This is a genomic window from Janthinobacterium algoris (assembly GCF_051380935.1).
GTDB lineage: Bacteria > Pseudomonadota > Gammaproteobacteria > Burkholderiales > Burkholderiaceae_D > Janthinobacterium.
Map to the genome: position 1 here is coordinate 106,372 of NZ_JBNYXZ010000014.1, position 21,829 is coordinate 128,200.

Annotated in this window: 22 protein-coding genes and 2 tRNA genes; 8 read left to right on the forward strand and 16 right to left on the reverse strand. The window is 63.8% G+C overall.

Annotated features, from left to right (window positions below):
* Positions 1 to 73: 73 nt before the first annotated feature.
* From ACQ4W7_RS20345 to ACQ4W7_RS20355, 3 genes are all read left to right on the forward strand, one after another.
* The gene (locus ACQ4W7_RS20345) at positions 74 to 769 is read left to right on the forward strand and encodes a fumarylacetoacetate hydrolase family protein (protein WP_436532799.1); all 696 of its coding nucleotides are present in this window, start codon (positions 74 to 76) and stop codon (positions 767 to 769) included.
* An 18-nt stretch (positions 770 to 787) separates the two neighbouring features.
* The gene (locus ACQ4W7_RS20350) at positions 788 to 1,111 is read left to right on the forward strand and encodes a thioredoxin family protein (protein WP_426072100.1); all 324 of its coding nucleotides are present in this window, start codon (positions 788 to 790) and stop codon (positions 1,109 to 1,111) included.
* Positions 1,112 to 1,651: 540 nt separating this feature from the next.
* Positions 1,652 to 2,950: an MFS transporter gene (locus ACQ4W7_RS20355; protein WP_436532801.1), complete on the forward strand. Its 1,299-nt coding sequence runs from the start codon at positions 1,652 to 1,654 to the stop codon at positions 2,948 to 2,950.
* An 86-nt stretch (positions 2,951 to 3,036) separates the two neighbouring features.
* Here ACQ4W7_RS20355 and ACQ4W7_RS20360 read toward each other — a convergent pair whose 3' ends face one another.
* The 9 genes from ACQ4W7_RS20360 to ACQ4W7_RS20400 form a co-directional block, all read right to left on the reverse strand.
* A complete protein-coding gene (locus ACQ4W7_RS20360) occupies positions 3,037 to 4,641 on the reverse strand; it encodes a histidine-type phosphatase (RefSeq protein ID WP_495542748.1) in 1,605 nt (534 codons plus the stop codon).
* 111 nt (positions 4,642 to 4,752) lie between these two features.
* Positions 4,753 to 7,230: a TonB-dependent siderophore receptor gene (locus ACQ4W7_RS20365; protein WP_436532803.1), complete on the reverse strand. Its 2,478-nt coding sequence runs from the start codon at positions 7,228 to 7,230 to the stop codon at positions 4,753 to 4,755.
* Between the two features lie 83 nt (positions 7,231 to 7,313).
* Complete coding sequence (locus tag ACQ4W7_RS20370; RefSeq protein ID WP_436532805.1) at positions 7,314 to 8,318, reverse strand: FecR family protein; 1,005 nt, start codon at positions 8,316 to 8,318, stop codon at positions 7,314 to 7,316.
* Positions 8,315 to 8,842 carry a sigma-70 family RNA polymerase sigma factor gene (locus tag ACQ4W7_RS20375; protein WP_426072104.1) on the reverse strand — a complete coding sequence of 176 codons (528 nt, stop codon included), beginning with the start codon at positions 8,840 to 8,842 and terminating at the stop codon, positions 8,315 to 8,317. Before ACQ4W7_RS20375 ends, ACQ4W7_RS20370 begins: the two co-directional genes overlap by 4 nt.
* 182 nt (positions 8,843 to 9,024) lie before the next feature.
* Positions 9,025 to 9,101 (reverse strand) — tRNA-Met (locus ACQ4W7_RS20380).
* A gap of 61 nt (positions 9,102 to 9,162) precedes the next feature.
* Positions 9,163 to 9,239, reverse strand: a tRNA-Met gene (locus ACQ4W7_RS20385).
* Between the two features lie 91 nt (positions 9,240 to 9,330).
* Positions 9,331 to 10,290 carry a tRNA (adenosine(37)-N6)-dimethylallyltransferase MiaA gene (gene miaA, locus ACQ4W7_RS20390; RefSeq protein WP_436532807.1) on the reverse strand — a complete coding sequence of 320 codons (960 nt, stop codon included), beginning with the start codon at positions 10,288 to 10,290 and terminating at the stop codon, positions 9,331 to 9,333.
* A 90-nt stretch (positions 10,291 to 10,380) separates the two neighbouring features.
* Positions 10,381 to 12,288, reverse strand: coding sequence for a DNA mismatch repair endonuclease MutL (mutL, locus tag ACQ4W7_RS20395; RefSeq protein WP_436532809.1), 1,908 nt, complete (start codon positions 12,286 to 12,288; stop codon positions 10,381 to 10,383).
* Positions 12,289 to 12,326: 38 nt separating this feature from the next.
* Positions 12,327 to 13,265 (reverse strand): peptidylprolyl isomerase, encoded by a 939-nt coding sequence (locus ACQ4W7_RS20400; protein WP_436532811.1) that lies wholly within the window; start codon positions 13,263 to 13,265, stop codon positions 12,327 to 12,329.
* A gap of 269 nt (positions 13,266 to 13,534) precedes the next feature.
* Between ACQ4W7_RS20400 and ACQ4W7_RS20405 the strand changes: the two genes are divergently transcribed.
* Positions 13,535 to 14,185 carry a VTT domain-containing protein gene (locus ACQ4W7_RS20405; RefSeq protein ID WP_436532813.1) on the forward strand — a complete coding sequence of 217 codons (651 nt, stop codon included), beginning with the start codon at positions 13,535 to 13,537 and terminating at the stop codon, positions 14,183 to 14,185.
* A 99-nt stretch (positions 14,186 to 14,284) separates the two neighbouring features.
* Here ACQ4W7_RS20405 and ACQ4W7_RS20410 read toward each other — a convergent pair whose 3' ends face one another.
* Positions 14,285 to 14,488: a hypothetical protein gene (locus ACQ4W7_RS20410; protein ID WP_436475399.1), complete on the reverse strand. Its 204-nt coding sequence runs from the start codon at positions 14,486 to 14,488 to the stop codon at positions 14,285 to 14,287.
* On the opposite strand from ACQ4W7_RS20410, the gene ACQ4W7_RS20415 reads away from it, so the two are divergent.
* On the forward strand, positions 14,487 to 15,401 hold the full coding sequence (locus ACQ4W7_RS20415; RefSeq protein WP_436532815.1) for a carbonic anhydrase: 915 nt from the start codon (positions 14,487 to 14,489) through the stop codon (positions 15,399 to 15,401). The genes ACQ4W7_RS20410 and ACQ4W7_RS20415 overlap by 2 nt on opposite strands.
* Here the strand turns inward: ACQ4W7_RS20415 and ACQ4W7_RS20420 are convergent.
* From ACQ4W7_RS20420 to tsaE, 3 genes are read right to left on the reverse strand one after another with little or no spacing between them, the layout of a single operon-like run.
* Entirely contained in the window at positions 15,398 to 16,234 is an 837-nt protein-coding gene (locus ACQ4W7_RS20420) for a D-hexose-6-phosphate mutarotase (protein WP_426072111.1), read from the reverse strand. The genes ACQ4W7_RS20415 and ACQ4W7_RS20420 overlap by 4 nt on opposite strands.
* Positions 16,235 to 16,248: 14 nt before the next feature.
* Positions 16,249 to 17,646, reverse strand: a complete 1,398-nt coding sequence (locus ACQ4W7_RS20425) for an N-acetylmuramoyl-L-alanine amidase (protein WP_426072112.1) — start codon at positions 17,644 to 17,646, stop codon at positions 16,249 to 16,251.
* Positions 17,610 to 18,098 (reverse strand): tRNA (adenosine(37)-N6)-threonylcarbamoyltransferase complex ATPase subunit type 1 TsaE, encoded by a 489-nt coding sequence (gene tsaE / locus ACQ4W7_RS20430; RefSeq protein ID WP_436532818.1) that lies wholly within the window; start codon positions 18,096 to 18,098, stop codon positions 17,610 to 17,612. The genes ACQ4W7_RS20425 and tsaE overlap by 37 nt, the downstream gene beginning before the upstream one ends.
* A gap of 88 nt (positions 18,099 to 18,186) precedes the next feature.
* Here tsaE and queG point away from each other — a divergent pair, with 88 nt between their 5' ends.
* Positions 18,187 to 19,278 (forward strand): tRNA epoxyqueuosine(34) reductase QueG, encoded by a 1,092-nt coding sequence (gene queG / locus ACQ4W7_RS20435; RefSeq protein ID WP_436532820.1) that lies wholly within the window; start codon positions 18,187 to 18,189, stop codon positions 19,276 to 19,278.
* 7 nt (positions 19,279 to 19,285) lie between these two features.
* Here the strand turns inward: queG and ACQ4W7_RS20440 are convergent, their stop codons facing one another.
* Positions 19,286 to 19,456 (reverse strand): hypothetical protein, encoded by a 171-nt coding sequence (locus tag ACQ4W7_RS20440; protein ID WP_436532822.1) that lies wholly within the window; start codon positions 19,454 to 19,456, stop codon positions 19,286 to 19,288.
* A gap of 183 nt (positions 19,457 to 19,639) precedes the next feature.
* Positions 19,640 to 19,777 carry a hypothetical protein gene (locus ACQ4W7_RS20445; protein ID WP_436532824.1) on the reverse strand — a complete coding sequence of 46 codons (138 nt, stop codon included), beginning with the start codon at positions 19,775 to 19,777 and terminating at the stop codon, positions 19,640 to 19,642.
* On the opposite strand from ACQ4W7_RS20445, the gene ACQ4W7_RS20450 reads away from it, so the two are divergent.
* Positions 19,772 to 20,320: a PadR family transcriptional regulator gene (locus ACQ4W7_RS20450; RefSeq protein ID WP_426072117.1), complete on the forward strand. Its 549-nt coding sequence runs from the start codon at positions 19,772 to 19,774 to the stop codon at positions 20,318 to 20,320. The genes ACQ4W7_RS20445 and ACQ4W7_RS20450 overlap by 6 nt on opposite strands.
* A gap of 22 nt (positions 20,321 to 20,342) precedes the next feature.
* Positions 20,343 to 21,170 carry a siderophore-interacting protein gene (locus ACQ4W7_RS20455; RefSeq protein WP_426072118.1) on the forward strand — a complete coding sequence of 276 codons (828 nt, stop codon included), beginning with the start codon at positions 20,343 to 20,345 and terminating at the stop codon, positions 21,168 to 21,170.
* 46 nt (positions 21,171 to 21,216) lie between these two features.
* Here the strand turns inward: ACQ4W7_RS20455 and ACQ4W7_RS20460 are convergent, their stop codons facing one another.
* On the reverse strand, positions 21,217 to 21,801 hold the full coding sequence (locus ACQ4W7_RS20460) for a response regulator transcription factor (RefSeq protein WP_426072119.1): 585 nt from the start codon (positions 21,799 to 21,801) through the stop codon (positions 21,217 to 21,219).
* Positions 21,802 to 21,829: the final 28 nt, after the last annotated feature.

Sequence of the window (21,829 nt, forward strand, 5' to 3'; positions counted from 1 at the left end):
TGCCGTAAAATGGGGGACACTGCGGTGTCCCATTTTCATCACCGCCTTTTTATCGTGCCGATCAGGAGTCTTCATGTCGTATGTCATTCCCGCACCGATCCAGCCCAGCGTTCCCGTTACCGGCAGCGTTGATACTTTTCCTGTCCACCGCATCTATTGCGTGGGCCGCAACTATGTCGACCACGCCAAGGAAATGGGCCACACGGGCCGCGAGGCGCCGTTTTTCTTCATGAAACCAAACGACGCCGTGCTGCCCGTGCCTGCCGGCACGACGGGCGAGTTGCCGTACCCCGCGCAAACGCAGGATTTCCAGCACGAAATGGAACTGGTGGTGGCCATCGGCAAGGGCGGCAGCGATATCGGCGTAGCCGATGCGCTGAGCCACGTCTGGGGTTATGCGATTGGTCTGGACATGACGCGCCGCGATGTGCAGGGCGCAGCGAAAAAGCAGGGTCGTCCGTGGGAGACGGGCAAGGCCTTCGAGCACTCGGCGCCCATCGGTTCCATCACCCCGGCCGCGCAGGCGGGCGACGTCAGCCATGCCGCCATCACCTTGCACGTGAATGGTGAGCTGCGTCAAAGCAGCAGCATCGACATGCTGATCTGGAACGTGGCCGAAACCATTGCTGACCTGTCGAGCTACTTTAGCTTGCAGCCGGGCGACCTGATCTACACGGGCACGCCGGCCGGCGTGGCGGCGGTGCAGCGCGGCGACGAACTGGTGGGAGCCATCGATGGCCTGGGCACCTTGCGCATGAAAGTGGTCTAAGCTGTCAAGGAGACTGGCATGATGAACGATACCTATTCTGTAGCACAACCGGCGCGCGCCGAGATCGACGCCTTGACGGGGCCGGCTTTGCTGGAATTTGGCACGGGCTGGTGCGGTCACTGCCGCGCCACCCAGGCGCCGCTGGCCGCCGCCTTTGCGCAGCATCCCGGGGTGCCGCACCTGCGCGTGGAAGACGGGCCCGGCCGCGCGCTCGGGCGTTCATTCCGGGTGAAACTGTGGCCGACCTTGATCTTTCTCAAGGATGGCCAAGAAGTGGCGCGTCTCGTGCGTCCGCTCGATAGCGCGGAGATCGCCAGCGCGTTGGCCCTGATTGATGTGTAGGCCGTTTTAAACCCAACAGCAAGGACTGGGTTTGCACTTCAAACTGTCTTGCCGCACTGCAGCACTGCGCGTATGATAAGGCGCTTACAGCAAGATCAACCGCATCCTTCGGGATGTTGGCGCGATCATCGCCGGCCCGCTCCACCCGGAGGGGCCGCAGGCAAGGATTCACCACAAATGACCGATGCCGCGATGCCGACGCGCGGGTCTGGTACGGAATGCCTGGCGATACGCCGGGCCTGATACACGTCGACCATCCCCTGACGCCTTTCCTGCCGTGCCCCGGGTAACCGGATGGCGCACGACCGTTGTTTCTCTAAATCAGCACTGATCACAGCGCGTTAGCGCGCGTTGCCGGCAGTTCGCTACGGCAATAAAAAACCGTTGTTTTTGTTTGCAAATTTAATAGCAAATGCACAGCAAACGCTGGCGTGCGCAGCTATGATATGCCAACAACGCGCCTAGACAACGTGCTGTGCTGCTGCCTGAAAAAACATCCAGAGAATGGCCTTTAGACACCCTCCCCAAGGAGCGCAGTAAATGAGTATGCCCCGGAGCACCCCCCCCAAGAAAAATTCCCCCGGCACGGTGCTGTTCGCCAGCCTGATCGGCACCACCATCGAGTTCTTTGATTTTTATATCTACGCCACCGCCGCCGTGCTGGTGTTCCCGAAACTGTTCTTCCCGGCCGGCGACCCGTCGGCCGCCGTGCTGCAGTCGCTGGCCACGTTTGCCATCGCCTTCTTCGCCCGCCCCATCGGTTCGGCCGTATTCGGCCACTTCGGCGACCGCATCGGCCGCAAGGCCACCCTGGTGGCCGCCTTGCTGACCATGGGGATTTCCACCGTCATCATCGGCTTGTTGCCCACGTATGCCGCCATCGGCACCCTGGCACCATTGCTGCTGGCACTGTGCCGTTTCGGCCAGGGCCTGGGCCTGGGCGGCGAGTGGGGCGGCGCGGTGCTGCTGGCCACGGAAAACGCGCCACCGGGCAAGCGCGCCTGGTATGGCATGTTCCCGCAGCTGGGTGCGCCGATCGGCTTCTTCCTGTCCGGCGGCATCTTCCTGCTGCTCAGCGAAACCATGACCGATGAACAATTCTTCAGCTATGGCTGGCGCATCCCGTTCCTGGCCAGCGCGCTGCTGGTCATCGTCGGCCTGTACGTGCGTCTGAAGATTACGGAAACGCCGGACTTCCAGAAAGTCATCGACAAGAACGAAGTCGTCAAACTGCCCGTCGCCACCGTGTTCCGCCAGCATGGCCGCATGCTCTTCCTGGGCACCATCATCGCCCTGGCCACCTTCGTGCTGTTCTATCTGATGACGGTGTTTGCCTTGAGCTGGGGCACGACCAAGCTGGGCTTTACGCGCAAGGAATTCCTCATCGTGCAGCTGTTCGCCGTGCTGTTCTTCGCCCTGACGATTCCGTTTTCCGCCGTGCTGGCCGACCGCCGCGGCCGCCGCGCCACCCTGATCTGGGTCTCCGTCGCCATTGCCATCTTCGGCCTGGTGCTGGCGCCGATGTTCGGCTCCGGCGTGACCTGGGAAGTGACGCTCTTCATGGCTGTCGGCCTGGGCCTGATGGGCATGACTTACGGACCGCTGGGCACCATGTTGTCCGAGCTGTTCCCGCCCGAAGTGCGTTACACGGGCGCCTCGCTGACCTTCAACCTGGCGGGCATTTTGGGCGCCTCGCTGGCGCCGTACATCGCCACCTGGCTGGCCACCAACCATGGCTTGCAATACGTGGGCTATTACCTGTCGCTGGCGGCCGTGCTGACCCTGGGCGCGCTGCTGATGGTGGGCAAGCCGAGGGCAGGCAAGGAAGCCTGGGAATAAACGCGCACGCCGTGTGAGCACCCCACAAACCGCCAGCCTTCAAGCTGGCGGTTTTTTTGCGCCGTTATTGCGCCGTTATTGCACCGTTATTGCACCGCTACGTGGCCATAGCAGGCTTTCAGCCCCGCGTAGTCGTAGAATACGCTGCCCGGCGCGATGCGGGCGCCATCGCAGGCCGCCTGGAACGGCGTTTCCTTTTCGTTGTACAGCAGGTGCACGATAAGCTGGCCCGTCGCATTGCGGTACACATCCCACTGCAGGTTGGCCGCCAGCGGCGAGACCTGTGCGCCGCGCCATGGATTGTTGGCGTAACTGTAGGGCGTGGACTCCGGCAGGGGCGCCAGCACCTGCTGTAAACCCATGGCCGAGGCGAGCGGAATGATCATCTCGGCATGCGTGAAGCGCAGCTTGGCCGCATGGCGCAGGTCACCCTTGGCCAGCGCATCGACTTCCCGGAAAAAATCCTCGCGCAGCGCCACGGCGAAGCGCCAGGTGACGCCGGCACTGTCCGTGGTGGACGGCCCCTTCTTGTAAAAATCTTCGTGGTCGGCCACCGAAGCGTAATAGCGCGCATCGTCGGCCGGCATATAGCGGCTGAAATCGGCCTTCACCTCGTGGCGCATGCCGGCGGCGATGGCGTACAGCGCATACAGCGTCGTGGCGGCCGCATTCACGCTGCGGATGGCCGTCTTGCCGCTGCCCTTCAGGGTGCGCGTGAGTTTACCGTCCGCGCTGGTAAACGTGTAGCTGCCCGTATCTGTATAGCTGGTGGCGCCGCCGTTAAACTGCGCCAGGAAGGCGGGCGTGAACAAGCGCTCCAGCACCTGGCGCGCATGCTTGGCTGCCGCCGGCTGCCTGGCGGGGGGTGTCATCAGGGTGTCCAGCCGCTTGGTCCTGATGTAATGCTGGTAAGCCTGGCTGGCGGCATAGGTGGCGGCATAGGTGGTGGAATAGGTGGTGGAATACGGGTTGGCGCGATCGGCCACAAAATCCGTCTGCGGCACCAGCTTGTGTGCATATAGCAGGAAGCGGTTCACGCCATCCGGTTGTAATATCGGTCGTACTGCGGGCGAGCGTCCCTGCGGGTACGGCGCCGGTGCGGGCGGCAGGTACAACAAGGGTGCCAGCGCGGGCGCATGCTCGAGCAGCGACTGCGTGAAGAAGCGCGCGCTGTCGCGCGCGCGGTCCACGCCGGAATGGATGGTGACGAGCTGACGCGGTGCCGTGGCAGCATCCTGTCCCACTTGCGCAAACAGCGTGGGCAAACGTGCGAGCAGGCGCGCGGCCAGTTGCCGGTGTTCCTCGATGCCCGTCTGCGACAGATTGCCGTAACCGGGTTGCTCGATGCCGGGTACGCCATGGCCGAGCAGGGCGTTGGCCTGCATCAGGGCCAGGATGTCGGGTCCCAGTTCGCGTCCCAGCGGCGTCAGAGCATCCTGCGCGGCCGCCTGCTTCCACATCGCGTACAGGGCCGCGTCGCCCTTCATGCCGGTCAGCCCGCGCGAACCGTGGCGCGCCACCAGTTGCGTGAAGATGGGCTGGAAGCCGGCCGGTGGCACGGCATACGTGGCCGGGTCCTGCTGCGGCGCGTAGGGCGTCTTGGTCTGGTAGTAGCCCTCGAAGGCCAGGGCGGGACTGGCGCAGGTGGCCAGGGCCAGCAGCATGCTGGACAGGGGAAGCGGTGGGGGCATGGTTTTTTTGGCGGATGGTTTCTTGAATACAAGCCTAGCACTGAACGAAAGAAAAAAAAGCGGGCACGGCAGAATGCCGGCCCGCCTGTTCCGTTACCGCAGCGTGTCAGCTTACCACTTCGGCGTGTACTTCAAGGTGAACTGCAGGTTGCGCGGGTCGCCATAGTAGTTATTCGAACCGGTGGTGTTGTAGGACGGAATGATATAGCGCTTGTCGAAGACGTTGTTGACGTTCAGCGACAGGGCCACTTGCGGCGTGGCTTGCCAGGCCAGACGCGCATTCCAGATCGAGAAGCCGGCAACCTTGAAGGTGCGCTCGGTATCGAGCGTATGGCTTTGCAGGTTGGCGCCAGCGCCTAAGCTGAACTTGTCCCACGCGCCGGGCAGCGTATAGCTCGACCAAAGGCGCAGCATGTGCTTCGGCGTCCAGGTGGAAAAGACCTGGCCCTTGTTGTCCGGATCGTCCAGGTAGGTCGTCGTCGTATAGGCGTAGCCGGCCGACAGTTGCAGGCCACGCGCCACTTCGCCCGACACTTCCGCTTCCAGGCCCTGGCTGCGCACCTTGCCCGAGGCGCGTGAGCAGTACCAGCCATCGCAGGCGAAACCGGCAGCGTAGTCGTTGACGGCGCGGTCCTTATGGTCGTAGCGGAACACGGCCAGCGATGTGTTGACCTGGCCGTCCAGCAGTTCACCCTTGATGCCGCCCTCGTAGCTGCTGCCCGTGATCGGTTTGAGGATCTGGCCTGCCACATTGTGGTTGGTCTGCGGCTGAAACACGTCCGCATAGCTGGCGTAGGTCGACCATTGAGGCGTCAATGCATAGATCAGGCCCACCGATGGCGTGAACTTGGCCGCGACGCTGGTGGTGTCGCGGTAGCCGTCCGGCGTGGCGTACACGAAGTCATACCAGTTGAAGCGCCCGCCCAGCAGGGCTTTCAGATTGCTGGTCAGCTGGCCGTTCCAGGTGCCGTACAGGCCTTTCTGGCGCATGTCATAGCTGCTGTAGCTGGTGACGCCCGTCTTGCGCGCGGCAATGGTATCAAAGTCTTGCCACGGGCGATGGTGGTTGATATTGAAGATATCCGCGCCCGGCTCCCACGCGCGCGCATAACGGTCATTCGACGTGAGGCTGACATAGCTGGCGCCGACGACGATTTCCTGCGCGATGCCCAGGCCGTCGAATTTGCCACGTACGAAGGCGTCGATGCCGCGCTTGCGGTTGTCGAAATCGGTGGAAAAATCGCCATAGCGCGCGCCGCTGCCGTCGGGGGTGATGGCGAAGGCCGTGCGCTGGTGCGTTGAGCTGGTGCTTTCATTCATGCCCAGCGCCGAGGCTTTCAGGCTCCATTGGGTATTGAAGTGGTGTTCCAGGTCCAGGTAGACAGTGCTTTGCTCCACCTGGCTGCGATTCCAGTCGGCACCCGTGAAGGTAGAGCGCGGCAGCGGCAGTTCGCTGCCGTCCGCGTAGCGGGGCAGGCCGATGAACGTGGGGCGGCCGTGGGCTTTGACGTGGCTGGCGGCCAGGCCCACGGTGGTGGCTGGCGCCAGGTCGTAGTCGAGCGCCGCGTACAGGGTGCGGTTCTTGCTCCACACCTGGTCGATGAAGGAGTGGCTGTCGTCTTCATCGACAATAACGCGTCCGCGCAGGCTGGCGTCCGCGTTCAAGGGGCTGCTGACGTCGAGCTGGGCGCCAAAGTGGTTCCACGAGCCGGCGCGCGCCGTCATGCTGACACTGCGCGCGGCGGTCGGACGCTTGCGCACCAGGTTGACAGAGCCGCCCGGACTGCCCGTGCCAACCAGCATGCTCGATGCGCCGCGCAGCACTTCCAGGCGGTCGTAGATGACCATGTTTTCCTGGCCCCAGTTACCCAGTGCATAGGTATTGCGGTCGATCGGCACGCCATCGTATTGCCATTGGTCGATCTGGAAACCGCGCGCCGTGATGACCACGCCCGGCCCCACGCCATGCACGCCGACCACGCCGGTGACGTTGTTGACCGCCTCGCGCAAGTCCGTGATGCCCTGGTCGTCCAGGCGCTGGCGCGTCAGCACGCTGACCGATTGCGGGATGTCCTTCATCGCTTGCTCGCCCTTGCCGATGCTGATCTTGCGCGCCGTGTAGGAGCCGCTGCCTTCCGTGGTGGCGCCTTGCTCGGCCCGGCCGACGATGGTAATCGAGGGCATGGTGCGCTCGGCCGCCGAAGCGGAGGATGCGGCTGCAGTCGATGGAGCCGTTGCCGGCGCGGGGGCTGTCACCAGCACATAGCCGGTCGGCGTCTTGCCGATGGCGTAGCCGCTGCCGCGCAGCAGCACGGCGAAGCCGTCCTCGATGGCGTAGCTGCCTTGCAGGCCTGCGCTGGTCAAACCCTGCACCTTGGAGGCGTCGATGACGATGGACACGCCAGCCTGCTGGGCATAGCGGTTCAGGGCGCCGGCCAGCGGACCGGCGGGGATGGTGTAGCTGGCGACAGGCGGTGCAGCCTGGGCATGCAGGCCGACGCCAGCCAGCAGCATGGCCGCCAGGGCCAGCGGGCGCAGCCGCGTGCGCAGGGTGTTCGGGGAGGAAACGGCAAGGACTTGAACGGACATGGTGACAGCCTTTTTTTGATTGATCTCAGCTGCCTTGACGCACGAGATGCGCAAAGTGGAACCGCGAACGCAAAAATATTTATTTATTTTTTTGCGGGGCTGCGGGCCGGAGCGTCGACCATCACCAGGTAGCGCGTCAGCATGCGGATGCGCAGTTGCGGAAAATTGTCGATCAACAGTTGCAGCGCCTTGTCCGTGTCGTCCAGCGGCAGCACGGCGGCCACGCGGATGCCGGTGATCTGCGCGCGGTCATAATGCAGCTGGCCGGGGCGGTGGCGCGCCAGTTCGTCGAGCACCTCGGCCAGCGGCAAGTCGTCGACTACCAGCTGGCGCGCGCGCCACGCATCCTGCACGCTGGCCGCATCGATGGCTTGCAACGGGCCAACCCCATTGTCCGTGATGCGCGTGCGCTGGCCCGCCTGCACCATGACGGGCGGATGTTGCGGCACCTGCGCCAGCACTTTGGATTCCAGCATGCTTAAGATGGTGGCGCCGTTTTCCTTGCGCACGCTAAAACGCGTGCCCAAGGCGCGGATCGCCGCCTGCTTGCTGTCGACGATGAAGGGGCGCTGCGCATCCTTGGCCACGTCGACGAGGATGTCGCCACGCACCAGCTCCACATGCCGCTCGCCTGCATTGAAACGCACGTTGACGGCGCTGTCGCTGCCCAGGGTGAGGCGGCTGCCATCGTCCAGCGTGTGCGTGCGCCATTGTCCTGTGGGGCTGCGCAGGTCGGCCAGCAGGTAGGCGGGGCGCTCGCTGATGACCAGTGCACCGGTCAGCACCAGCATGGTCACGGCGCTGGCCGCAGCCAACTGGCGCAAATGCTGGCGCGGACGCTTTGGTGCGATGGCGGCCAGGGCGGCGCGCGCGGGCCTATGGTTGCCGCCGGCCGGCTCGCGCACGACGTTCAATTGGCGCAGCAGGTTTTCCATGCCGGCGGCCGCGCTCGCGTGCAGCGGGTCGGCCGCCTTCCACGCAGCGAAGCCGGCCTGCGCGGTGTCGCGCTCGGCCGGATCGTCGGCGCTCAGCCGCACGATCCAGTGCGCGGCCTGCTCGGCTACCACGTCGGTGTGGGGGCGATTCATGCCGCCATGGCCGGACAGGCGTGGCGGCAGGCCAGCAAGGCTTGCACCAGGTATTTTTGCACCATGCGCGTGGAGACCTTCAGTTGCGCCGCCACCGCAGCCTGCGGCTGCTCTTCCAGGTAGTGCAGCAAAAAGGCGTCGCGCGCCTTGGCTGATAAGCCGGCCAGCGCCATGGCGATTTGCTCGAGCGCCTGCACGGCCATCAGGATCTCGTCGGGCGAGGGCGCGCCGGGCAAGCTGTCGGCCAGCATTGCCAATTCCGCCATGTAGCTGCGTTCGAGTATTTGCCGGCGCGCGCGGTCGAGCAGCAATCGCTTCGCCGTGGTGGACAGATAGGCGCGCGGCTCGCGTATGCCGAACAGGGCATCACGCGAAGCGATGATGCGCACAAACGTGTCTTGCGCCACGTCGGCCGCGCCGTGTGGGCAGCTGAGTTTTTTGCGCAGCCAGCCGAGCAGCCAGCCGTGATGCTCGCTGTAGAGCGATTGCACTTGCTGTTGCAGGCTGGGCTGGATGGCGGACATGAGTGACGAATAATATAAATGAGAATTATTCTCATTGTAAGCGCCAGTGGCGGCTTGCCACAATCCCCAATGCTTGCGGATGGGGCAGGTGTTGCATGCAGGCCGCACGCGAGGCGATGCAGGAAATGAAAAAACCCGCCGCTGCGCGAGGCAGGGGCGGGTTCATCAATGCTGCACATTCTTGGTGGTGATAGGTGGACTTGAACCACCGACCCCAGCATTATGAATGCTGTGCTCTAACCAACTGAGCTATATCACCAAACAGACCGGTCAGACCGGATGCTCGTTGCGACCATGGCAACACCATGATCTTTGTTCTTTGGTGGTGATAGGTGGACTTGAACCACCGACCCCAGCATTATGAATGCTGTGCTCTAACCAACTGAGCTATATCACCCAACAGCCGAGCATTATCCAGTCTTCCCATTTCCTTGTCAATGCCGGCCATGAAAAATCTGTGGATTTTTCATGGAGATTTGCCGGTATGATTATTTTTGTAACGGCGTCAGCAATGGCTGGATCTGCGCCAGCATGGCGCTGGCCGGGTCAAAGCCCAGGCAATCAATGACGATGCGCTCCGGCATGGCGCGCAGCCAGGTCAGCTGCCGCTTGGCCAGTTGGCGCGTGGCGATGATGCCCGTCTCGCGCAAGGCGGCGCGGTCGATGCGGCCATCGAGGTACTCCCAGGCCTGGCGGTAGCCCACACAGCGCATGGACGGCAGGCCCGGATGCAGGTCGCCGCGCCGACGCAACCGTTCCACTTCATCGAGCAGGGCATCGTCTTTCAGCATGCTGTCGAAGCGCGTGGCGATGCGCGCATGCAGCACGGCGCGGTCCGATGGTTCCAGCGCAAACGACTGTAATTGAAATGGCAGCACGGTCTTTTCGCGCAGGGCCAGCAGGGCCGACATGGGCTGGCCCGACAGGGCGATGATTTCCAGCGCGCGGCCGATGCGCTGCGCGTCCTGCGGCGCCAGGCGCGCGGCCGTGATGGGGTCTTGCTGCGCCAGGCGCGCATGCATGGCGGGCCAGCCGATGGCGGCCGCGTCCTCTTCCAGCTGGGCGCGCAAGGCAGGATCGGCGCCGGGCAAGTCGTCGAGGCCATCGGTCAAGCCCTTGAAGTACAGCATGGTGCCGCCGACCAGCAGCGGCAGCTTGCCGCGCGCGGAGATTTCGCTCACCAGGCGCAGGGTATCGTTGCGGAACTGCGCTACCGAATAGGCGTCCAGCGGGTCGATGATGTCGATCAAATGATGTGGCACCTGGGCCAGTTCCTCTTTCGACGGCTTGGCCGTGCCGATATCCATGCCCCGGTAGACGAGGGCCGAATCGACGGAAATGATCTCGGACGGAATGGCTTGCGCGATAGCCAGCGCACTGGCCGTCTTGCCGCTGGCCGTGGGACCCATGATGGCGACGGCCAGGGGGAGGTGTGGAGAGTTTTGCATGTTGGTTTTGTATGATGTGGTGCAAAAGAGACTGGCAAAACTTTCAGGGCGAGGCAGTGCAACGCCGCCATGGACGTTTTTCAGGCTCTTTTACTGGCCGCGCAGGAATAATTTATCGAGGGCGTTGATCTCGACCTGCACCCATGTGGGCCGGCCATGGTTGCACTGGTCGGCGCGTTCCGTGCTCTCCATCTGGCGCAGCAAGGCGTTCATTTCCTGTACCGATAAAATCCTGTTGGCGCGCACGGCCGTGTGGCAGGCCAGGGTGCCCAGCAATTCGTTCTGGCGCTCGATCAGCACGCGCGAGCCGCCGTATTCGCGCACGTCGCGCAGCACGTCGCGCGCCAGGGTTTGCGCGTCGGCGTTCTTCAGCAGGGTCGGTACGGAACGCACGGCCAGCGTAGTGGGCGACAGGGCGGCGATGTCGAAGCCCAGCGCTTTTAATGTGTCCTGGTTTTCATTCGCCGTCGACACTTCGATGGCGTCCGCGTAGAACGTCACGGGTATCAGGAGCGACTGCACCTGCATGTCCTGGCCCGAGACTTGCGCCTGCAGCGCGTTTTTCAGCTGCTCGTACAGGATGCGCTCATGCGCCGCGTGCATGTCGACCAGCACCAGGCCCTTGGTGTTTTGCGCCAGGATGTAGATGCCGTGCAGCTGGGCCAGGGCAAAGCCCAGCGGGTATTCTTCGCGCGCCATCGCTTCGGGCGAGGCGATGTACGGTTCCACCTGCGTGATGGGCGAACTGGCAGCGCCGCCGCCGAACAGGGCGCCGTAGGCCGCCGTGTCCTGGGCCACACCTGGCGCATCGGCAAAGAAGGGGCGGGCCGCGCCGGGCGCCGCTGGCGCAAAGGTATTCGTGAATTGCGCGCCGAACGACGTCTGCGTCTGCTCGCGGCGCCAGATGCCAGATCCACCCAAACCCGCGCCGGCAGTATCGCCGCTCAGGGTGGCGGCGGCCGGCAGCGGCGCCGGTACGCTGCCAAACGCCGTGGCCGACGTTTGCGCCAGCGCGCGCTGCACGGCGTGAAAGACGAACTGGTGTACGGAGCGGCTGTCGCGGAAGCGCACTTCGATCTTCGACGGGTGCACGTTGACGTCGACCAGGGCCGGGTCGAGGTCGAGCGCCAGCACGTAGGAGGGAAAGCGGTCGCCGTGCAGCACGTCCTGGTACGCCATGCGCACGGCGTGCACCAGCAGCTTGTCGCGCACGAAGCGCCCGTTGACATAAAAGAACTGGCCATCGGCGCGCGCCTTGGATGCCGTCGGCAAGCCGGCAAAGCCGTGAATGCGCAAGGTGCCGGCCGATTCGTCCAGCGCCAGGCGCGCTTCGGCAAAGTCATTGCCCAGGATGTGCGCGCTGCGCTTGGCCAGTTCGCTGATATTCCACTGGTCTATGGTGCGCCCATTGTGCGACAGCGAGAACGCCACGTCGGGCCGCGCCAGGGCGATGCGGCGCACCACTTCGGCGCAGTGGCCGTATTCCGTCTGCTCGGATTTGAGGAACTTGCGCCGCGCGGGCGTGTTGAAATACAGGTCTTGCACGTCGACCGTGGTGCCGTGCGCGCCCGATGACGGCGAGACGCTGCCATTGTGCGAGCCGACGATTTCCCACGCATGGGCCGCGTCCGCCGTGCGCGAAGTCAGGGTGACGGCGGCCACCGAGGCGATGGAGGCCAGCGCCTCGCCGCGAAAGCCCAGGGTGCCCACGTTTTCCAGGTCGTGCAGCGAGGCGATCTTGGAAGTGGCGTGGCGCGCCAGGGCCAGCGGCAGCTGATCTTTATCGATGCCGCGGCCATTGTCGGTAATCGCGATGCGTTTTACGCCCCCCTCTTCCAGCCGCACCGTGATCTGCGTGGCGCCCGAGTCGAGGGCGTTTTCCAGCAACTCCTTGACCACGGCCGATGGCCGTTCGACTACCTCGCCAGCGGCGATTTGCGAAATCAACTGGTCAGGCAAGGCCTGGATCGGGCGGTGGGGCGTGATGGGAGCGTTCATGCCCTGATTATAACGGGTTGCGAATTGCCGGGCACCGCCTACTTCGCCACCTCGCGCACCGGTATCGGCGCATTGCATAGATCGACGTGGCCGGCCGTGACCTTGCTCCAGGGGCCGCCACGGTGGCGCTGGGCTTCCAGCACGGCTTGGTAAGCGGCGCTGTCGGTGCGCATCACTTCCAGCTTCGCGCGCTGCTCGGGTTGTACGCTGGCGGCCAGGCGGATGGCCTTGATCGGCACGTTTTTCTCCGGGCTGTCATAAAAGCCCATGGGTCCCGCGCCGCGCGGCAGGGTCGACAGCAGCGGCATGCCGGAGACGACCCGGCCGACGACCGTGATGTCGCGGTCCAGGTGGCGCGGCGACTGGCCGATGACGGCGTACAGTTCCGTGCCGCCGCCGCTGTCGCTGGCACTGTCGCGGCCCACGCCCACGGTGGCATAGCAATGCGTGAGCCATGCCGTGCCGGTTTTCGGGTCGCGCGCGGACGGGAAACCGTTCGAATGGCCCACCTGCGGCGCATAGCCATCGACGTCCGGCAGGCGCGTGAAGTTCTTGATGTTTTTCAAGGGCACGGTGAATTCGCCGGGCAGGGTGCGCTGGGCATGCAAGATGGTCTTGGGATTTTTCTCGTTCGGATCGCCCCACTGGGCCACCCAGTTGTCTTGCGCGCGCGTGATGGCCAGGCCGTCGTAATACTGTTCGGCCACCAGGGCCTTGATATTGGCCACGTGCTTAGGCGCGAAGTCGGGCGCCAGCTCAATCACCACGCGGCCGGCGGGAATCTCCAGGTACAGGGTGTTGTCCGGGTCCAGCGGACGCCAGTCGGAAGGTTTCGAGGCTTTGATCACGTCGGCCAGCGTCGCCTTGGCGGGCAGTTCGGCGGGCGCCTTGATCTGGACAGGCGCCGCGTGGGCAGTCAGATGTGCAAGGCCCAGTACGGTGGCCATGGTCAGGCCGCTCAGTGGGTATCGATACATATTCTCTCCTGGTCGGCGCGGATTGCACCGGTCAGAAAGTGTATAACGGAATAGCAATATTTCGCTGAAAAAACATTGTACTGGCCCAACCTGGCATGCATGGAGGAAGACTGGCCTGAGCAAGTTGACGCGGGTATTTCCTTAACCTTTACTTAAATTGCCACACGCGCAAGGGCAGCACATAATTAATCCTGAAATATCGGCCGGGGGACTGCCGTTGCGCTGTCCGGGTGGTGTATGATTCCGCCGCTACCTTTAGGGAAAAATATATGGATTTTGTGCAATTCCTCGACATGATCGTGCATGTCGACAAGACGCTGGGTCTCTTGATCGAGCAGTACGGTACCCTCGTGTATGCAGTGCTGTTTGCCATTATTTTTTGCGAGACAGGCCTCGTGGTGCTGTTTTTCTTCCCTGGGGATACCTTATTGTTTATCGCCGGCGCGTTTTGCGCGACAGGACAGATGCACCTGGGCTTGCTGATCTTCTTGCTCGTCACAGCGGCCATCACGGGCAATACGCTCAATTACTGGATAGGCGAGGCCATCGGGCAGAGGGTGTTTACCCACGACTACCGCTGGATCAACAAGGATGCCATGCGCCGCACGCATGAATTCTTTGAAAAGCATGGCGGCAAGACCATCATCCTGGCCCGTTTCGTGCCGGTGGTGCGCACCTTCGCCCCTTTCGTGGCCGGCATTTCCGACATGACGCATGCGCGTTTCCAGATGTACAACGTGACGGGCGCCCTGTTGTGGGTGGTCGGTCTGGTGACGGCGGGCTACTTCTTCGGCAATATCCCGTGGATCCGCGACCACCTGACCTTGATCGTGCTGATCGGTGTCGGCGCCGCTGTCGTGCCGGTGGTACTGGGCGGCATGTGGAAACTCTACAAGCGCATGGTCGGCAAGTCGGTGTAAGGCCGCATGGATCCGGGGCAAGCGCGCTGCGGCACAGCCCGCAGCGAGCCCCGGATCTCGTTTTTCTCTGCGTTGTTTTTGTTTTACTCCCACGCTGATTCAAGTTTTGTTGCTTTCCAGCCGTAAACCAGAGGGTATTCTCACTTTCTGGATTTCCATGCGACATTTGAGCGCCCTGTTAGCTTGCAGCCTTGCCGCGATGGCGGTCATGGCAAGCGCCAAAGATGCCCCCGCTTCGGCGAGCGCCGCCGCATCCGCGCCTGCGAGCGCGCCCATGTCGGCGTCGGCGCGCGCGGCCGCCATGAAAACCCTGACCGAATCGGTCAAGGGCAAGGAGGTCAAGGGCAAGGAGGTCAAGGCGCCTGTCGTCGTCGCGCCCACGGCGCGCGAGCAGGAAGAAGCGGCCGAAGTCGACCTGTCCGAACGTATCGCGGCGCGCCTGGCGGAAATGCGCGCCACCCAGGCGGCCCGCGCCGCCGCCCGCGCCAAGCGCGTCGCCGTGGTAAAAGCGGCGCCACCGCCACCACCTCCGGTGGCGCGCGGCACGCACTGGTCGTACGAGGGCGACAGCGGCCCGGCCAACTGGAGCAAGATCAATGTCGACTGGGCCAAGTGCGGCAATGGCAGCCGCCAGTCGCCGGTCGATATCCGCGATGGCATGAAAGTGGAACTCGAACAGATCAGCTTTGACTACCACCCGTCTTCGTTCAATGTGGTCGACAATGGTCACACGGTGCAGGTGGGGGTGAGTGGCGGCAATTACATCACGGTGCAGAACCGCATGTTCGAGCTGCAGCAATTCCATTTCCACCGCCCGTCCGAAGAGCGCATCAACGGCAAGGCCTTTGAAATGGTGGTGCACCTGGTGCACCGCGATGCGGAAGGCCGGCAAGCCGTGCTGGCGCTGTTGCTGGAGCGGGGCGCGCCGCAAGCGACCATCCAGACCGTGTGGAACAACCTGCCGCTGGAAAAATTCGAGACCATGCAGCCCACCATCCTGCTCGACCCGGCCGAGATGCTGCCGGCGCGGCGCGATTACTACACCTACATGGGATCGATGTCGGAGCCGCCTTGCAGCGAAGGCGTGCTGTGGCTGGTGATGAAGCAGCCGGTCCAGGCGTCGCCGGCGCAGATGGCGCTGTTCAGCCGCTTGTATCCTTTGAATGCGCGCCCAATTCAGCCTGCCAATGGCCGCATCATCAAGGAATCGAACTAAACAAATGCGAGGCGCTGGCGGCCGACCCATTCGGCGCCGGCAGCCAGCAGGTCGGGCTGGATCAGGGCTGGCTCGATGCAGAGGAAGCGCTGGTATTCGTCGTCGGCCAGGTCGGGCAGGGCGGCTGCGTCTTGCACGCCCGGGTTCCACACGACGGCATCCGTAAAGCCCTGCTGCTCCAGGCGCAGCGTGTGGCTGCCAGACTGCAGGTGCAAGGCGCCCGGCAACTGATAGTAGATGCGGTCCAGCTTGTCTGCGAACTGCAGCAGCTCTTCCGCCTGCAAGGCATCTTGCGGCGTCTCGTCCGAATAGCGCACGCGCTGCAAGCCGCCAACGCGCGCTTCGCTCAATTGATCTATCGAAAAATAGCTGTGCAGGGCGGCCGAGAACGGGAACGCCTGCTCGCCCGTGTTGTGCACGGACAGACTCAGCTCCAGCGATTGGCCTTGCACTGCCACGCGCAGGCGCAGGGTGAAGGCGTAGGGCCAGGTGGCGCCGATCGCTTCCGGCAAGTCAGCCTGGGTCAGGGAAAATTGCGCCCATGCAGCGCCATCGGCGTCGCCGGTCGATTCCAGCTGCCAGGTTGCCACGCGCGCAAAGCCGTGGCGCATACCCGTGCCGCGCGCGCCGAACTGGGGAAAGATCACGGGTACGCCGCCACGGATGGCGCGACTACCGTCGAGGCTGGATGCGCGGCTGCAGAACAGGCGCTCCTGGCCGTCGCTGGTTTTCCAGGAGACCAGGTGGCCGCCGTATAAAGTCACCGTCGCCTGCGCGCCATCGGTGGCGCGGATGGTCACGGCCGGCAATTGGCCAAATGTGCTCTTGCTCATACTGGATTGTCCTGTCAGGTCATGCGGCTTTTCGCCAGCGGCGGATTCTTCGCGAAGTAGTTCTTGATGCCGGTGACGATGGCGTCGGCCATCTGATCCTGGTAGCCGTTGTCGGTCAGCTTGGCTTCTTCTTCCGGATTCGAGATGAAGGCCGTCTCGATCAGGATGGAGGGAATGTCCGGCGCTTTCAGCACGGCGAAGCCGGCCTGCTCGACGGAGCCCTTGTGCAGGCGGTTGATGCCGCCGATTTCGCGCAGCACGGCCTTGCCCAGCTTCATGCTGTCATTGATCTGCGCCGTCGTCGACAGGTCGAGCAGCACGCTGGCCAGCTGCTTGTCGTGGTTCTTTACGTTCACGCCGCCGATCAGGTCGGCCTGGTTTTCCTTGTTGGCCAGCCAGCGCGCGGCCGTCGAGGTGGCGCCTTTTTCGGACAGTACGAAGACGGACGAGCCGCGCGCCGTCGGCTGGATGAACGCATCGGCGTGGATCGAGACGAACAGGTCGGCTTGCACCTTGCGCGCTTTTTCCACGCGCATGCCCAGCGGGACAAAGAAATCGGCGTCGCGCGTGAGCATGACGCGCATGTTCGGCTGCAGTTCCAGTTTGGTCTTGAGGCGCTTGGCGATGGCCAGCACCACGTCTTTTTCGCGGCTGCCCCGGCTGCCCATGGCGCCCGGGTCCTCGCCGCCGTGGCCGGGATCGAGCGCGATGGTAATCATGCGCACCACTTTCTGACCCGGCAGCGGACGCGCTTCGGGGCGCTGTTCCGGGCGTATATCGGGCACGGGTGGCACGATGGTCGCCACCGGCGGCGCGACGGCCACGGGCGGCTTGCCGCTGTCGGGCAGGGGCAGCGCGGGTGGCGCCGTATGCGTGCCGGCCATCGGTGGCTTGGTCGGGTCGCTCGACCAGTCGCCCTTTTCGATCATCTGCGCGATCAGGTCCGGCTCGCGCACGGGATACAGGTCGAAAATCAAACGGTGGTTGTAGGAGCCGGCCGGCGGCAGCGTAAACAACTGCGGCGTGACTTCTTCCTTCAAGTCGAAGACCAGGCGCACCACGTTGGGCCGGTTCTGGCCCACGCGCACCTGCTTGATGTACGGGTCGTTCGACTGGATCTTCGCCACCAGGCCCTTCAAGGTGGGATTGAGTTCCAGCCCTTCGATGTCGACCACCAGCCGTTCCGGGTCCTTGACGATGAAGTGGGTGGCCTTGAGGATGCTGTCGTTTTCCAGCGTGACGCGCGTGTAATCCTCGGCCGGCCAGACGCGCACGGCGAGAATTTGCGCCGCCATCGCCGACATGGGCGCGAACACGGACAACAGCAGGGTGCCGCCGGCCTTGAGTACCGTGCGCCGGGTGATGGGCGAGGAGATCAAAGGTTCGGGGCGAATTTGAGACGGTGAAGGCATGACAGACCCAATTCAGAAGACGCTTGCAATTCTACATCACGTCCTGTACCCGCAACGCTCAAATAAACATTCAGGTCCGCCGGCGGCAGCACCGGTTCGGCTTTCTCCGGCCATTCGACGATGCAGATATTGCGGCCGTTGAAGTCTTCGCGAAAACCGGCGTCGAGAAATTCCTCGGCGCTGCCCATGCGGTACAGGTCGAAGTGGATGACGTTGATGGGCTGGCCAGCGAGTTGCACCGTGTACGGTTCGGACAGCGTATAAGTGGGGCTTTTGACGTGGCCCGCATGGCCGGCCGCGTGCAACAGGGCGCGCGTGAGGGCCGTTTTGCCGGCACCCAGGTCGCCATGCAGGTAGATCGCCAGGCCTGGTGCCAGTGCGCGCGCCAGTGCTGCGCCCAGCGCGGCGGTACCGGCTTCGTCGTGGAGGTGGGCTGTGAAGTGTTCGGTCATTGTCGCTTGGTGTGAATAATATCGCATAAAATAGAGGCTGCTGTCATTGTAACCGCCCGCGCGCCTGCCGTTTTCCGTAAAGTCCCCTATGTCTGCCACCGTCACCGATCTCGCCGTCCTGGCGCGCACCATTAAAGAATGGGGGCGCGAGCTGGGTTTTGCCGAGGTGCGCATCGCCGACGTGGACCTGTCGCACATGGAAGCGCCCTTGCAAGCCTGGCTAGCCGCAGGGTACCACGGCGAAATGGACTACATGGCCAGCCACGGCATGAAGCGTGCGCGCCCGGCCGAACTGGTGCCGGGCACGGTGCGGGCCATCAGTGCGCGCATGAATTATCTGCCGCCGGCGCTGGGCCCGGACTGGCGCACACACGAGGCGGCGCGCGACGCCGACCCTGCGGCGGCCGTGATTTCCGTGTATGCGCGGGGCCGTGACTACCACAAGGTGATGCGTTCGCGCCTGCAGCAGCTCGCCGAGCGCATCAAGGGCGAGATCGGCGACTTCGGCTACCGCGTCTTCAGCGATTCGGCACCCGTGATGGAAGTCGAGCTGGCGCAAAAGGGAGGGCTGGGCTGGCGCGGCAAGCACACCTTGCTGATCAACCGCCAGGGCGGCTCCTTCTTCTTCCTCGGCGAAATCCTGATCGACGTGCCGTTGCCGGTGGACGCACCTGAAACGCCGCGCTGCGGCCAGTGCTCGGCGTGCATTACGGTGTGCCCGACGCAAGCCATCCTGGGGCCGTACCAGCTCGACGCGCGCCGCTGCATCTCTTACCTGACGATCGAATTGAAGGGCGCCATTCCCGTCGAGATGCGCCCTCTGATCGGCAACAAGGTGTATGGCTGCGACGATTGCCAGACCGTCTGCCCGTGGAACAAGTTCGCCCAGCGCGCCGTGGTGCCCGATTTCGACGAGCGCCACAGCCTGGGCAGCGCCGGCATGGTGGAACTGTTCGCCTGGACGGAAGAGGAATTCAACCGCCGCATGGAAGGCAGCGCCATTCGCCGCATCGGCCACGAACGCTGGCTGCGCAACTTGGCCGTCGGCATGGGCAACGCGGCCGCCAAGGCCCGTGGCCAGGACGACATCGTAGCGGCCCTGCTGTCGCGCCGCGAGCACCCGTCGGCCATCGTGCGCGAGCATGTGGAATGGGCGCTGGCGTTGCACGGCGTCGTTTGATTTTCGTTTAAACCTGCTTCAGGCGCAACGCCGACCACTCACGATCGATGGCGATCATCGCCACGCTGTCGAGTCCTATTGTTTGCGCAAAACTGCGCAGATCGTCGCGGTGGGTGTCGCTGCCCGCCTTCACGCCGCCCTTGCGGTACGCCACCCACAGCGCGCCGCCCGGCATCATTCAGCACAGCCAGGGTCTTGGCATTTTTCACCAGCATGTTGTCAAAGGCGGTTTTGCCGGGCATGGCGGGCTGAGTGATCATGAAAAGCCGAGCATAAAAATTTCTCCTTGACTTATCGATATATCGTTATAAAATAGCGATACCTACTAACGATATATCTTTAAACAGAAAACATGAGAAACTCACACCACGCAGAACACGGCCACCACGGCCACCACGGCCACCACGGCCACCACGGTCATCAGCATCACCATCATCACGGCGATTGCGGCCAGCAGCAGCACCACCACGGCGAACATCGTCACGAACACTTCATGCATGGCCGCGGCCCGCGCGGCTTCGACGAGCGCGGCGACGGCATGGGCGGTGGTCCTGGCGGGCGCGGTGGGCGCGGCGAGCGGGCCGAGCGCGTCTTCGGCCGTGGCGACTTGCCCCTGATCGTGCTGGCGCTGATCGAAATCAGCCCCCGTCACGGCTATGAAATCATCAAGGCCATCGAAGAGCGTTGCGGCGGCGCCTATGCCCCCAGCCCGGGCGCCGTATATCCGACCCTGACCCTGCTGGAAGAGCAGGACCATGTCACGTCCTCCGAAAGCGCCAGCGGCAAGAAGCTCTACACGATCACGGACCTGGGCCGCGCGTATCTCGACGAGAACCGCGCCCAGGTGGACGGCATCCTGGCCCGCCTCGACATGTTCGCCCGCGTCCAGGCGCGCAACGCCTTGCCCGAGCGCGTGCACCAGGCCATGCATACCCTGAAACATGCGCTGTTGCTGAACAAGAGCAACTGGAGCGATGCGGAAGCCGAGCGCGTTTCCGCCGTGCTGGAACAGGCGGCGAACGCCATCGTCGACGGCCACTGAGCCTACTTTACAAGGATAAGCAATGACTACTGCATTACCTACGGCACCGCGCCCGCATGCCATTGAGCGCGTGCGGCATGACTTGAAACTGCGCGTGCTTACCGTCGTGCGCACCGAGCAGCTGACGCCGCACATGCGCCGCATCACGCTGGCCGGCGAGGACCTGGACGGCTTTGTCTCGCCGGCGCACGACGATCACGTCAAACTGTTCTTTCCCGCCCCGGGAGAAACAGCGCCTGTGTTTCCCGTGCTGGGCAATGGCCCGAATCCCATCCAGTATGCGGAAGGGGCGCGCCCCATCGCCCGCAACTACACGCCGCGCCGCTACGACGCAGAACGGCGCGAGCTGGAAATCGACTTTGTGCTGCATGGCGACGGGCCTGCATCGCTGTGGGCGGCCCAAGCCTTGCCCGGCCAGACCCTGGGCGTGGGCGGCCCGCGTGGCTCGATGCTGGTGCCGCTCGATTTTGACTGGTATGTGCTAGTGGGCGACCAGACCGCCCTGCCGGCCATCGCCCGCCGCCTGGAGCAGTTGCCGGCCACGGCGCGGGCGATGGCCGTGATCGACATCGTCGAAGACGGCGAACAGATCGCGTTGGACAGTGCGGCGCAGCTGGACGTGCGCTGGGTGGCGCGCAATGGCCGCAAGGGGCCGCTGCTACTGGAAGCGTTGGCGCAAGTCGCCTTGCCGCAGGATGGCGATGGCTATGTATGGGTGGCGTGCGAGCATGCGCAGGTGCAGGGCTTGCGCGGGCATTTTATTGACGCAGGGGTGCCGAAGCAGCACCTGCATGTGGCCAGCTACTGGAAGCATGGGGCGGCGGAGCACCATGAACGCCATGACGACTGATTAGATACCTGAAACCTAAAGCCGGGGGCTGACCTCAGACTTCAGTCTATTTCAACAACCCCGCCAGCTCCACCGCCGTCTTGACCTGCATCTTGTCGAAGATATGCGCGCGGTGCACTTCCACGGTGCGCATGCTGATGCCGAGCTTGTCGGCCACCACTTTGTTCATCTTGCCCGCCAAAATCAGGTCCAGCACTTCGCGTTCGCGCGTCGACAGGGTGGCCAGGCGCGCATGCACGGCGGCCAGTTCGCCCGCCTGGCGCGAGTTGGCCAGGCCCTGCTGCACGCGGTCCATCAAGTCGTTGTCGTTGAACGGCTTTTCAAAGAAATCGAAGGCGCCCCGTTTCAGGCTGTCGACGGCCATCGGCACGTCGCCGTGGCCGGTGAGGAAAATCACGGGCAGGCGCGCCGTCAGGTCGCGCTTGACCAGATGGTCGAACAGGGCGATGCCGTTCATGTCGGGCATGCGCACGTCGAGCAGCACGCAGTCGCCGGCGGCGTCGAAGCTGCCGTCGAGGCTATCGAGGAATTGCTGAGCGTTGGCGTAGATGCGCGCGTCGATGCTGCGCGAGGCGGCCAGCCAGGAGAGCGAGTCGCGTACGACCTCTTCGTCGTCGATAATGTGTAGCATGGTGTCTCCGGCTTGTCGTTATTCGTTA